Origin of the sequence: Pseudomonas sp. PS01297 (assembly GCF_029959305.1) — a bacterium.
Lineage (GTDB): Bacteria > Pseudomonadota > Gammaproteobacteria > Pseudomonadales > Pseudomonadaceae > Aquipseudomonas > Aquipseudomonas helleri.
Genome location: NZ_JASCPQ010000030.1, coordinates 1 through 12,481 on the forward strand (window position 1 = coordinate 1; position 12,481 = coordinate 12,481).

The 12,481-nt window shown below is 59.9% G+C and carries 12 protein-coding genes; 3 read left to right on the forward strand and 9 right to left on the reverse strand.

Features of this window, described 5'->3' with window-relative positions; genetic code table 11:
• Nucleotides 1-29 precede the first annotated feature (29 nt).
• Entirely contained in the window at nucleotides 30-1,460 is a 1,431-nt protein-coding gene (locus QMX84_RS11245) for a heavy metal sensor histidine kinase (RefSeq protein WP_282363831.1), read from the reverse strand.
• A complete protein-coding gene (locus tag QMX84_RS11250) occupies nucleotides 1,453-2,127 on the reverse strand; it encodes a heavy metal response regulator transcription factor (protein ID WP_123751012.1) in 675 nt (224 codons plus the stop codon). The genes QMX84_RS11245 and QMX84_RS11250 overlap by 8 nt, the downstream gene beginning before the upstream one ends.
• Nucleotides 2,128-2,262: 135 nt before the next feature.
• Here QMX84_RS11250 and QMX84_RS11255 point away from each other — a divergent pair, with 135 nt between their 5' ends.
• Together QMX84_RS11255 and uraH are read left to right on the forward strand one after the other, a co-directional pair.
• The gene (locus tag QMX84_RS11255) at nucleotides 2,263-2,745 is read left to right on the forward strand and encodes a heme-binding protein (RefSeq protein ID WP_262126618.1); all 483 of its coding nucleotides are present in this window, start codon (nucleotides 2,263-2,265) and stop codon (nucleotides 2,743-2,745) included.
• A 15-nt stretch (nucleotides 2,746-2,760) separates the two neighbouring features.
• Nucleotides 2,761-3,171, forward strand: a complete 411-nt coding sequence (gene uraH, locus QMX84_RS11260) for a hydroxyisourate hydrolase (protein WP_048366820.1) — start codon at nucleotides 2,761-2,763, stop codon at nucleotides 3,169-3,171.
• An 80-nt stretch (nucleotides 3,172-3,251) separates the two neighbouring features.
• On the opposite strand, the gene QMX84_RS11265 is transcribed toward uraH, so the two are convergent.
• From QMX84_RS11265 to QMX84_RS11285, 5 genes are read right to left on the reverse strand one after another with little or no spacing between them, the layout of a single operon-like run.
• Nucleotides 3,252-4,472 (reverse strand): methyltransferase, encoded by a 1,221-nt coding sequence (locus tag QMX84_RS11265; protein ID WP_282363832.1) that lies wholly within the window; start codon nucleotides 4,470-4,472, stop codon nucleotides 3,252-3,254.
• Nucleotides 4,453-5,142, reverse strand: a complete 690-nt coding sequence (locus QMX84_RS11270) for an ABC transporter permease (RefSeq protein WP_048388939.1) — start codon at nucleotides 5,140-5,142, stop codon at nucleotides 4,453-4,455. The genes QMX84_RS11265 and QMX84_RS11270 overlap by 20 nt, the downstream gene beginning before the upstream one ends.
• A 2-nt stretch (nucleotides 5,143-5,144) precedes the next feature.
• On the reverse strand, nucleotides 5,145-5,837 hold the full coding sequence (locus QMX84_RS11275; protein ID WP_123751016.1) for an ABC transporter permease: 693 nt from the start codon (nucleotides 5,835-5,837) through the stop codon (nucleotides 5,145-5,147).
• A 58-nt stretch (nucleotides 5,838-5,895) separates the two neighbouring features.
• Complete coding sequence (locus QMX84_RS11280) at nucleotides 5,896-6,651, reverse strand: transporter substrate-binding domain-containing protein (protein ID WP_282363833.1); 756 nt, start codon at nucleotides 6,649-6,651, stop codon at nucleotides 5,896-5,898.
• A gap of 13 nt (nucleotides 6,652-6,664) precedes the next feature.
• Entirely contained in the window at nucleotides 6,665-7,438 is a 774-nt protein-coding gene (locus QMX84_RS11285; protein ID WP_048366815.1) for an ABC transporter ATP-binding protein, read from the reverse strand.
• A 551-nt stretch (nucleotides 7,439-7,989) separates the two neighbouring features.
• On the opposite strand from QMX84_RS11285, the gene gabP reads away from it, so the two are divergent.
• Nucleotides 7,990-9,381, forward strand: a complete 1,392-nt coding sequence (gene gabP, locus QMX84_RS11290; protein ID WP_123751017.1) for a GABA permease — start codon at nucleotides 7,990-7,992, stop codon at nucleotides 9,379-9,381.
• Nucleotides 9,382-9,471: 90 nt separating this feature from the next.
• Here gabP and QMX84_RS11295 read toward each other — a convergent pair whose 3' ends face one another.
• Together QMX84_RS11295 and QMX84_RS11300 are read right to left on the reverse strand one after the other, a co-directional pair.
• Nucleotides 9,472-11,709 carry an ATP-binding protein gene (locus tag QMX84_RS11295; protein WP_282363834.1) on the reverse strand — a complete coding sequence of 746 codons (2,238 nt, stop codon included), beginning with the start codon at nucleotides 11,707-11,709 and terminating at the stop codon, nucleotides 9,472-9,474.
• Nucleotides 11,706-12,311 (reverse strand): biliverdin-producing heme oxygenase, encoded by a 606-nt coding sequence (locus tag QMX84_RS11300; protein ID WP_262126623.1) that lies wholly within the window; start codon nucleotides 12,309-12,311, stop codon nucleotides 11,706-11,708. The genes QMX84_RS11295 and QMX84_RS11300 overlap by 4 nt, the downstream gene beginning before the upstream one ends.
• Nucleotides 12,312-12,481 lie beyond the last annotated feature (170 nt).

Below are 12,481 nucleotides of genomic sequence, written 5' to 3' on the forward strand. Positions count from 1 at the left end.
GGCTTGCTCGCGATTGGACCGACAAGGTTTTACTGATAGACCGAGTGGCCGGCATCGCGAGCAAGCCCGCTCCCACAAGGTGTGGTTTTGGTCATGTGCCTAGCAAACCCCAGCTCAAACAGCGTCCCGCTGTCGTCGCTTTGCACGCGCACTTCACCGCCATGCAGTTGCATGATCGACCCCACAATCGCCAAGCCCAGCCCGCCTGAGTCCTCTGGCTGTGAGCGCGAAGGGTCGACCCGGTAAAAACGATCGAACACTTTGCCCACATGTTGCGGCGCGATGGCGGGGCCGATGTTGTGCACGCCGATCCAGCAATACTCGGCGTCTTCGCGCTGCACCAGCCTGATCACCGAATCGGGCTCGGCGTGCCGTACGGCATTGGCCAGCAGGTTACTCAAGGCCCGCTGCAACAGATGCAGGTCCGCCGTCAGCGTGCCGCTGAGCGAATTGCCCAAGCGCACGCCACGGTCTTCAGCCAGCGCGTCAAAGTAATCACACAGCTCGTCGCCCACCGCGCGCAGGTCCACGTTTTGCAGGTGCACAGGCCGTTGCCCGTGCTCGGCGCGGGCCAGGAACATCAGGTTCTCGGCCATGCGGTTCAGGCGTTCGTACTCTTCAATGTTGGACGCCAGCACGTCCTGATACTCCGCCGGGCTGCGCGTCTGGTTCAGGGCCAGGCTGTTGCTGCCCAGCAGGTTGTGCAGCGGCGTGCGGATCTCATGGGCCAGATCCGCCGAGAACTGCGACAGCCGCGCAAAGTTGTCCTCAAGGCGCGCGAGCATGGCGTTGAGCGCCAGCACCGGTTCTTTCAATTCTGTGGGTACGTGGTCGACGGGCATGCGTTGGTCAAGGCTGCGCGGGTTAATGCCGCGCATGGCCTGGGCCAGTTCCCGCAACGGTTTCAGGCCTCGGCGCAACAGCAGCAAACCCAGGCCAAACGCGAGCAGGGCGCCCAGCCCGACCGCCATGTACAGACGCAGTCGGTAACTGGCGAGCATCTGCTCACGCTCTTGCAGATGCATGCCCACGGTCACGTTCAAGCGCTCGTCCGACGGGCCGTCGGCCACACCGCTCAGCAAGTCGAGGTTGCCCACCGTCTGGATATCGCTGCGCTGTGGCATGCGGTCCTGGCTTAAGGGCTGCACAGGCGGCAGCGCTTGCTGGTGCGGGTTGATCGTGATCACCGGGCGGCCGTCGCTGTGGGTCACCAACAACAGGCTGTCACGGTTGCCCAACATGTTTTGATACAGCCTGGGGCGCTCTTGCAGGGCTTCGAGGCTGTCGCTGTCGTGCAGCAGTGCGCGCATGCGCTCAAGGCGACCGAGCAATGCCATGTCATCGCGAAAGCTCAGCTCCGAGGCCAGTGAGCGGTACAGGAACACGCCGATTACGCTGAGCACCAGCGCGCACGTTAGCGCAATGGCCAGGGCCAGCCGCCAAGCGATGGACCTATTCATCGGGCGCTTCCAACTGATAGCCGACGCCGCGCACGGTGTGGATAAGTTTTGGCATGTACGGGTCGTCGACCTTGGCGCGCAATCGGCGCACGGCGACCTCGACCATGTTGGTGTCGCTGTCGAAATTCAGGTTCCACACCTGCGAGGCAATCAAGGTGCGCGACAACACTTCGCCCTGACGGCTGGCCAGCAACTGCAGCAGCGCAAACTCCTTGTTGGTCAGGTTGATGCGCTGACCGCCTCGGCTGACGCGGCGACGCAGCACGTCGATCTCAAGGTCGGCAATGCTGTACGACTCGGCCTCACGCATCGGGCCGCGACGCAGCAGCGTGCGCACCCGGGCCAGCAACTCGGCAAAGGCAAATGGCTTGAGCAGGTAGTCGTCTGCACCCAGTTCAAGGCCGCGCACGCGGTCTTCGATGGCGTCTTTGGCGGTTAAAAACAGCACCGGCGTGGCGCCGCGCTGGCGAATCAGCTGCAGCAGTTGCCAGCCATTAAGCCCCGGCAGCATCACGTCAAGAATGATCAGGTCGTATTCCTGCTGCTCAATCAGGTAGCGCCCGTCCAGCCCGTTCAAGGCTACATCCACGACAAAACCTGACTCCTTAAGGCCCTTGGCCAGGAATTCAGCAGTCTTGGCTTCGTCTTCTACTACTAACAAGCGCATCGCACACCTCGATCAATCGTCTGAACAGGCTAGGCGCGTTCGCCGTTATTGCCTATTACAAACTTGTAATCCAACTGACGAGGTTCTGACGGGGGTTGCTGGTTAAGGTGGCGTCATTCGAACAGGAGCTTGTCGATGATGCTGAAAAATGTGCTGTTGTGGGCTGCCTTGGGCACCGCTGGCGCCGCCCAGGCCGCGCCGGATCTACCACGCCATGCCGACCTCGATCTGGCCACGGCCCAGCAACTGGCCGCTGCTGCGCTCAAGCACTGCAGCGGGGCGCTGAACGTGCTGGACCGCGGTGGCAACGTGTTGCTGGCGCTGCGCCCGGAGAACGTCGGGCCGCACAACCTGTTGGCCAGCCAGCGCAAAGCCTACACCGCGCTGTCGAGCAAAACGCCAACCCGGCTGTTTGCCGAACGTGCTCGCAACAACCCGGAGGCCGCCAACCTCAACTCCATCCCTGAGTTGCTGCTGTTGGGCGGTGGCGTGCCGCTGTTTGCCGGCACTGAACTGGTCGGCGCCATGGGCGTGGCCGGGGCGGGCGGCGCCGAGCAGGACGAAGCCTGCGCGGTGAGCGCTGCCCAACAGATCGGCTTGACCACACAACGCAATTAACCCGGAGGATCACACATGAAACGGTTGAAAATTACACTGGCGGCCTTGGGCCTGAGCGCTGTTTCGAGCGTCGCATGGGCGGCGGGCAACCCGCTGAGCGTGCACGTACTCAACCTGGAGAACGGTTTACCGTCACCGGGCGTTCACGTCACCTTGGAGCAGCAGGTGGGCCAGAACTGGCAGATGCTGAGCCAAGGTGTGACTAACGAACAAGGTCGCATTGGCGAGTTGTTCCCGGCCCAGCAGACGCTTAAAGCGGGCGAATACCGCGTGGTGTTCAAAACCGGCGAATACTTCAAAAAGGCCGGGCGTGACACCTTCTTCCCGGAGATCCCGGTGATCTTCGAAGTGAAAAACGCCGACCAGCATTACCACATCCCGCTGCTGCTCAGCCCTTACGGCTTCTCGACGTATCGCGGGTCGTAGGCCACTGACTAACCCCTGTAGGAGCGAGCTTGTCTCGCGATCTTTTGATCTTTTTAAAAGATCGCGAGGCAAGCTCGCTCCTACAGAGGCTGTGTGCGCTGCGCAATCACCATCACATTGCGCGGCGTCAGGCTGCTGTCGCAAAACTCGCCCACGCGCACGTCATAGCCGTGCTCTTGCAGGTACAGCGCCCGATCCAGTACCAGCCACAGCTCCAGCGGGCGGCGGAACAGGCCGCGTACCAACTCCAGATTGCGCACGTGCGCCAACCGCTCCCAGCCCGCCGCTTCAAGCGCAGCCCAGTCTTCTGTCCCGGTTGTGGATAAGTTTTTCAACGCCGCGAGGTCTTCGCAGTACTGGGCAAACGGCTTGTTCAGCCAGGCGCTGGGCAGCGAGGGTGTGGATAAGTATTCATCGCACTGGCGCAATTGGCGTTGCAGCCCATCAAACCCCAAACGCCGTGCCATCGATTCATCGCGCTGGCGCCGCACGCGGCTGCCGGCGGTCACGGTTTCGCTCATCGGCAAGCTCAGGTCTTCCAGCGATAACTGCAAAGCCGAGGCCTTGGCGGCTGTGGATAACGCCGTGTAGTGCGGCGCACTGATGCGGTTGTAGCAGCACGGCGAAAGGGCAAGTTGTGCACAGCCCGCCGCGCTGGCCAGTTGCAGCAGGCGCACGTGCAAATCACCACAGGCATGCAGGGCTACGGGGGTCATGTCGGGTTGCAGTTCAAGCGCCGCCATAACGTCCTGTTGCACATGCCGGGCATTGAGCCGATGCCGCTGGCTGAGCGCCAAACCGGCTTCGACCAGCGCCGGGTCGTATTCCAGGCACGTCAATTGTTGCTCTGCGGTTATCAAGCGGCGGCCCAAATGGCCTTTGCCTGAACACCAGTCCAGCCAGTGCGTGGGGGGCTGCTTAAAGGTCAGGCTTTGTGCGAAGGCTTCGATTTGCTGCCATTTGCGCCCCGGTACATCCACCTGCAAGCGCGGCGCGGCTGGCGCCAGGGCCTGAACGGGTAAACGCTCAAGGCGGCTCAGTGCAAGGGCGGTGGCTGCCAGTGCCGTAAACGGTGCGGGGGCGCCTAGCTGATGAGGCTGGTTATGGCTGGCTTCAGCGTCGTGCAACGAGCGCTGGCGCAACCATTGGGACAATTCAGGATGGTGGGCTTCCCACGGCATATTCAGTTGCGTGAATGGCCGTGGGCGCCACAGCGACTGGTGCTCACGTAAAAACGCGTCCAGTGCCTCAAAGCGGGCGAGCAGTCGCTCGCCCTCAAGGTTAACGGCCTTGGCAGGCATCGACGCGCAACCAGCGCTCCAGCAGTTTGAACCCCTGGATCAGCACAAACGACATGACCAGGTAGATCACCCCGGCGATCAGGAACATGTCCACCGTCTGGTAGTTGCGGGCGATGATGGTGCGGGTCATGCCGGTCAGTTCCAGCAAGGTCACGGTGCTCGCCAGCGAACTGGCCTTGAGCATCAGGATCACCTCGTTGCTGTACGCCGGCAGGCCGATGCGTGCAGCACGCGGCAGCACGATGTGCAGCAGGGTTTTGCCGCGTGACATGCCCAGCGCACGGGCCGCTTCGATTTCACCCGGCGGAATGGCCTGAATGGCGCCCCGCAAAATTTCTGCGATATAAGCGGCCGTGTGCAGGGTCATGGTCAGTACCGCACACCAGAACGGGTCGCGCAGGTAAGGCCACAGCACGCTTTCACGCACCACCTCAAATTGCCCCAGCCCGTAATACACCAGAAACAGCTGGATCAGCAGCGGCGTGCCGCGAAAGAAAAAGATATAACCGTACGGCAGCGAGCGCACGTACCACAGCTTGGAGGAGCGGGCGATGCCCAGCGGAATGGCCACGATCAAACCGGCGATGACCGACAGTGCCGTCAGCTCCAGCGTCAGGGTCGCGCCTTGAATCAGCTTGGGCAGCCACTTGATGAAGAGTTCCCACACCAGCATTACGTTCTCCTCACGAAGCCGCGTGCGGCGCGTTTCTCAAGCACGTGCAGGGTGCCCATGGCCAATATGGTCAGGCCCAGGTACATCACGGCAGCCACCATGTAGAAGGTGAAGGGGTGTTTGGCGAAGGTCACGGCGTTTTGCGCCTGACGCATGATTTCTTCCAGGCCGATGACCGAGACCAGCGCGGTGTCTTTCATCAGGATCATGAACAGGTTGCCCAGGCCGGGCAGGGCGATACGCCACATTTGTGGCAGCACCAGCTTGGTGAAAATGCGCGGTTTGCTCAGGCCCAGAGCCAGGCCCGCTTCGCGATGGCCTTTAGGAATCGCCAAAATGGCGCCACGAAACACTTCGGTCGCGTACGCGCCAAAGCACAGACCCAGCGCGATAACACCGGCCGCAAAGGCGCTGAGGGTGAGGTCGGGCATGCCGATCAGTTCGCCGAGGCCGCGCACTGCGTTCACGCTGCCGAAGTAAATCAGCAACACCCAGAGCAGTTCCGGCACGCCGCGAACCAGCGTTGAATAAGTGCCACCGAGCCATTTAAGCGGCTTGTACGGCGAAGTTTTGGCCAATGCACCGAGCAGGCCGAGCACCAGGCCCAGACACAGCGCAGTGAGTGCCAGTTTGACGGTCATCAGTGCGCCAGCGGCAAGCGCCGGGCCGAATCCGTATAAATCGATAGTCATGGGTTAGGCAGGCTTTGCTAGGGACCGGCGCTGCGCAAGGCAGCACCGGTCAGGCAGGTCAGTAGATGCTGAACGGGAAGTACTTGTCGTTGATCTTCTTGTAGGTGCCGTCTTCAACGATTTCTTTAAGCGCGGTGTTCAACTTTTCTTTGAGGGCTGTGTTGCCTTTTTTCAGCGAAATGCCCACTTTGTCATCGTCGTTAACCGGCTCGCCTTTGAACTCATACGCTTGGCCGTCTTTGCTCTTGAGCCAGTCAAAGTTGGCGTACTTGTCAGCCAGCAGGGCATCAACACGACCTGCAACCAGGTCAGCGTAGGCGTTCTCCTGAGTGTCATAGAGCTTGAGCGTGATGTCATTGCCCAGGTTGTCTTCCAGCCAGGTTGCCGCCTGAGTGGCGCGCTGAGTACCGATGGTCTTGCCCTTCAGGTCAGCCTTGTCGGTTTTGAAGTCGACTTTTTTAGGCGCAATGAACTGCTGCTTGTTGGAGTAGTAAGGGTTGGTGAAGTCGACCGCTTCCAGACGCTCCGGGGTAATCGATTGCGAAGACACTACAAAGTCGAACTTGCCTGCCATCAGCGACGGGATGATGCCGTCCCAGTCGGAGGTCACGATGGTGCACTCGGCCTTCATTTTTGCGCACAGGGCCATTGCGATATCGGGGTCAAAACCCACCACTTCACCGCTGGCGTTCTTGTTATTGAACGGGGGGTAGGCCCCTTCAATCCCGACGGTGTACTTATCAACAGCCAAGGCATTAGCACTGAACACCAAAGTGGCGGCAGCAGCCAGGAGAAGTTTTTTATAGTTCTGCATTCGTATTGCTCCGTTAGCGATTGCTGGACATGAATTGTTTGCAGCGCGCTGAGACCGGGTTATCAAACACCTGGTCAGGCGATCCTTGCTCTTCGATCAGGCCTTGGTGCAAAAACACGACTTCGCTGGACACCTGACGGGCAAAGCCCATTTCGTGGGTGACCATGAGCATAGTGCGACCTTCTTCGGCGAGCGCGCGGATCACACTAAGTACTTCCTGGACCATTTCCGGGTCAAGGGCTGATGTGGGCTCATCGAACAGGATCACTTTAGGTTGCATGGCCAGCGTACGGGCGATGGCAGCACGTTGCTGCTGGCCACCGGACAGTTCCGACGGGTAGGCATGGCGTTTATCAGCGATGCCTACCTTGGCCAGCAGCGCTTCGGCCACCTCGATGGCTTCGGCCTTGCTCTGGCCCAGCACGCGGCGTGGCGCCTCGATGATGTTGTCGAGGATGGTCATGTGCGGCCACAGGTTAAAGTTTTGAAACACAAAACCCAGTTCGCTGCGCATGCGGTTGATTTGTTTGCCATCGGCGGCAACCAGTTCACCCGATTTGGCTTTTTTGAGTTTGAGCTCTTCACCGGCAACGAGGATCTGGCCCTCGTGCGGGTTTTCCAACAGGTTGATACAGCGCAGCAGAGTGGACTTGCCGGAACCGGAAGAACCCAGGATCGAGATCACGTCGCCGTCGCGTGCGGTCAGCGAGATACCTTTAAGTACCTCAAGCTCGCCGTAGCGTTTATGCAAATTGCGGATTTCAAGCGCGGGCGTGGCCAAAGCCATGTGCGGTCCTCATTGTGTTCGGGTGCGATCCTGCTATTGGGCGGCCTTCCTGGCGAGGGCCAAGCTAGCATAGGGTCGCCAAGGCAACCAGCCGCACCACCAGCCCAAAAGGCACGAGTGTGGTCGTTTGTCGCATCGCGATAGAAGACTGTCGCGCCGACAACAACCAAGCCCCGTATTTTGCCGTTCGGCCAGAGAGGTGTCGCGTAAAAAAGGTCGCGATGTTGCCAGTTTTGGCCCTGTGTTGGAAGCACGAACCTACTAAAGGTCAAAGATGCGCACCGGTTTAGGGCCAGATGGGTAGATTTGCTTTTTTTTGGTGCGCGAGGTTCCCTGTAACTGAGTGTTACGGTAACAAATAGGCAAAAAGCCATTACGCTCAACAGGTTACAAACATAACGCAAATGCCTTACAGGCCACGCAAACCGTGCACCTGTCACATTTTGGCTCATTTATTGCGTAAATAATTCTAAACGCCCCGTTGGTTACTTTTTACGAGAAGGTAATCAAGCGCGGCGCTCGGAATGGCTTTCACTGCAAAGGTAGTCCCAATGAGCAATACACAAACCTCTAACGGCCTGGAGCAAGGGCTCAAGCCACGGCATGTGACCATGCTGTCTATCGCGGGGGTCATCGGTGCCGGCTTGTTCGTCGGCTCCGGACACGCGATTGCCCAGGCGGGCCCTGCCGTGCTGCTGGCCTACGCCGCAGCAGGCACGTTAGTGGTGTTGGTGATGCGCATGCTGGCCGAAATGGCCGTCGCCTCGCCGGACACCGGTTCATTCTCCACTTACGCCGACCGTGCCATCGGGCACTGGGCCGGTTTCACCATCGGCTGGCTGTACTGGTGGTTCTGGGTGTTGGTTATCCCGCTGGAAGCGGTGGCGGCCGGCACCATCCTGCATGCCTGGTTCCCGGGCGTGGAGATCTGGGTGTTTACCCTGGTCATCACCTTGTTGCTGACCATCACCAACCTGTTCAGCGTCAAGAACTACGGTGAGTTCGAGTTCTGGTTTGCGCTGGTCAAAGTGCTGGCGATCGTGGGCTTCATTGGCTTGGGCCTTGCGGCCATCTTCGGCCTGCTGCCCACCAGCGGCGTCAGCGGTGTGTCGCACCTGGTCGACACCGTCGGCTTTATGCCTAACGGCATGGGCGCTGTACTGGCCGCCATGCTGACCACGATGTTCTCGTTTATGGGCACCGAAATCGTCACCATCGCGGCGGCGGAATCCAAAGACCCGAGCAAGCAAATCACCAAGGCCACCAACTCGGTGATCTGGCGGATTGGCTTGTTCTATCTGGTGTCGATCTTCATCGTTGTGGCCCTGGTGCCATGGAACGACCCAAGCCTGGCCAGCGTTGGCTCTTATCAGACTGCACTGGTGAGCATGGGCATCCCGAATGCCAAGCTGATCGTCGATATCGTGGTTCTGATTGCGGTTACCAGCTGCCTGAACTCGGCGCTCTACACCGCTTCGCGCATGCTCTTCTCCCTGAGCAAGCGCGGTGACGCACCGGCCGCGGCCAAGCGCACCAACGCCAGCGGCACGCCTTACTGGGCCGTCATGATGTCCACTGGCGCAGCCTTCGTGGCCGTGTTTGCCAACTACGTGGCGCCTGCTGCGGTGTTTGAATTCCTGCTCGCCAGCTCCGGCGCCATCGCGCTGCTGGTGTACCTGGTGATCGCGGTGTCGCAACTGCGCATGCGCAAAAAGCGCACCGAAAAGGGCGAGAAAATCGAGTTCAAAATGTGGCTGTTCCCGGGTCTGACCTGGGCGGTGATCGTGTTTATCGTGGCCATTTTGACCATCATGCTGTTCCAGCCAGAGCATCAGGCTGAAATCATGGCCACCGGCCTGTTGAGCATTTTGGTGGTGGCGGCGGGCCTGTTGGTCACACGTCGTCGCAGTGCAGAGAAAGCGGGGGCATCGGTACTTAACTGAGGCCAGGACGGCCCTCAACGTTGAGTCCAGAAAAAGGCCGCCATCGTTCGCGATGGCGGCCTTTTTTGTGGGCGTTACAACCGTGTGCGGTCAGCTGATTTTAGGCACCGTAAAGCGGAATTCGCTGCCTTCGCCCGGCGTACTCTCGGCCAGCAACTGCCCGCCATGGGCCTTGATGATGCCCTGTGAGATGTACAGCCCAAGGCCTGTGCCCGTGGCGTTGCCTTCTTTGGCCGTCCAGTAACGGTCGAAGATATGCGGCAGTTGTTCGGCGGGGATGCCTTTGCCGGAGTCACGCACGCTGAACACGATGTCATCGCCGTTGGACATGGCGGCCACCACGATTTTGCCGTCGGCCGGGGTGAACTTGATCGCGTTGCTGATCAGGTTGGACAGCACCTGGAACAAGCGCTCAGGGTCGGCGTGAATCTGCAGGTCGGGCTCGGCGTGAAAGGTCAGCTCTACCTGCTTTTCGCTCGCCAGCGGCATCAGCAGCGACAGGGCCTCTTCAAAAATCTGCGTCACGTCCAGAGACTGCGCCGAGATCGTGTAGCGGCCCGCCTCGATCTTGGAGGTGTCGAGCAAGTCTTCCAGCAGGATGTTCATGCGGCTGCTGGCCTGCTGCATGGTATCGATGGCCGTGGTGATGCGCCTGGACGCGTGCGAGCCGTCGCTGCTGAAGGTTTTTTGCATCATCCCGCAGAGCATCGAAATGATCGTCATGGGGTTACGCAAGTCGTGGGACACCACGGCCACCAGCTCGTCCCGTGCCCGCACCGCCTGTTGCTCGCGACGCACCTGGCGGGCCAAGTCGTTTTCCAGCGCCGAGCGCCTCAGGTCATTGGCAGCGAACAGGTCACCATGGCTCCATTTGGTCGAAATACCGTCCATTTCGACTTTCCACAGCTCGAACGAAGTCCGCGGGCTCAGGCGCAAACCGGTCTCGCTCGACTCCAGATTGAGCGGCTTTCTCGGGTCGCCGCTCCAGGGAATGCTCTCTTTGACCTCGGTGCGAAACCACAGCACGCCATTGTCCACGGGCTTGGGCAGGCTCATGGCCAACAGGCCGCTGGCAATGTCCTTGTAGTCTGCTGCCGGGGCGAACAGCGTGGACAGGTTGTGGGTGGAGAACACGGGCGCATCGTTTTGCTTGAACCACTGGTACAGCTCACGAATCTGCTCGGGCTTGGGGCACTGGCCATAACGGTGCAGCACGTTGTCTTCAAGAATGGCCACGCCGCTGGCCTGGGTCAGGTCCATGAGCAAGGCGTGTTCTTGCGCCAGGCCGTCGAAGACGTTTTCCGGGCCTTGCACCATTGCGCTGTTTAGGCGCACCAAGGCGTCCATTTTGGCTTCACGCTGGCGGCTGATCTCCAGGGTCTGCAAGGCGCTGATTTGCAGCGACAGCACCTGGCCGATGGTCTGGCAGGCCATGCGCAGCTCGTGCGGCACATGCAGCGGCGTGCGGTGGCCGCAACTGATCAGGCCCCACAAGCGGTCGCCATCCATGAGCGAAATACTCATCGACGACAACACGCCCATGTTCTTCATGTACTGGCAGTGAATCGGCGACACACTGCGCAACGTCGCCCCGCTGAGGTCCAGCGGTTGCTGCGTGTCGGGGCGCAATCGGGGCACCAGCTCAACCGGTGTGTAGTCAGCATTCGGGATAATGCGCAACCAATGCGTGCGGTACAGCTCGCGGGCCTGCTCAGGAATGTCTGAGGCCGGAAAGAACATGCCCTTGAACAGCTCCATCGACGGCGACGAGGCCTCGGCGATCACCTGGCCGTGGCCCTCTTCCTGGAAGCGATAAATCAGCACCCGGTCATACCCGGTCAGTGCCTGGATCTCCTTGACGCAAATGTCGTACAGCGCAGGCAGCGTCTTGGCGGCTTGCAGGCTTTGCAGCACGCGGCTCAGGTTGCGGATCTTGGCCATGGTGCCCACCAGCGCAGCCTGATCAGGCTTTAACTCAAGCTCCAGAATCAACAGGCCATTGTCTCTGTGCAGCAGGCCTTCGTAGGCAATGCCTTGCAGAGTCAGCTCCAGGGGCGGCACATCGACCTGCCCGGCGAACTGCGCCGCTTGCTCGACGATGGTCGACGCGTGCGGGCCAGTCAGGGTCGTCAGCGGCTGATCCAGCAGCGCAGCCGGTGCCAGGCCGAACAAGTTTTCGACGTTGGCGCTGATCTGCTGGATGTGCAGGTCCGGCTCAGACAGGGTCAGCAGCAGGCCGTGGGGCTGAATGGCGCCCGGAAAGCGAATCGGCTCGTCGGCGCAATTGGCCAACAGGGTTTCAAAGGTTTGCGTATCGAGTGGGGTCATAACAACACCTCCTGACGTTCGAGCCAGCGCTCGAAACAGCTAAAAGTGGAACAGGCAACGTTGACGGCTTCATCGCATCCTTGGGCGTCCAGCGGAACGCTGCTCAGAAAATCCAGAAAAGACTTCCACTGGCGGCCAGTGGCTTCGCCATACACGTAAAGAAAAGCGCACCCGTTGTGGGCGTCCAGGCCCAGGTGTTCAGCGATTCGTTTACGCAGCACATTGCCGCCCAAGGTTGCCCCTTCAAGCACATACAACACCCCAAGCACGCTGCCCTGGCTATTCATGGCCGGCAGGGTAGGGCACTGTGCCAAGGTGCCGGGGTTGATGTTCAAGGCCTGGAGGTCTTGCTCCAGAGCGGGGGTCTTGAGCCTGGCGTGCAGATCAAAGCCCGGCGGGATCCATGCACTGTGTAAGAGTGCGTCTTCTATCGCCTGATAAAACCCGTAATAGGCTGCCAGTAAACGTGTGTAGAGCCCCGTATCAAGGCTGTCCGAGAAAAACGGCAAGCGCTTCTCCAGGGCGACATGCAGGGTGTGAGTACCAGAACGTAACTCGGCCAAAACCGAAGGCAGTGATGGGGTAAGCGTGTCATGTGGCATACGGTGTTACGGGGCTCTCTGTGTGCGCTTATGAAAAGGCGCTCATGTCTGTTTGAATGCACTGTGTGTAAAAAGTGCAATTATTTTGCTAGCAGGTTAGCAGTTGGTTTTTTGTAGGAAACGTCTTAACTGCACACAGGAACGTTTTTTTTGTCGACAGAGAGGTACTC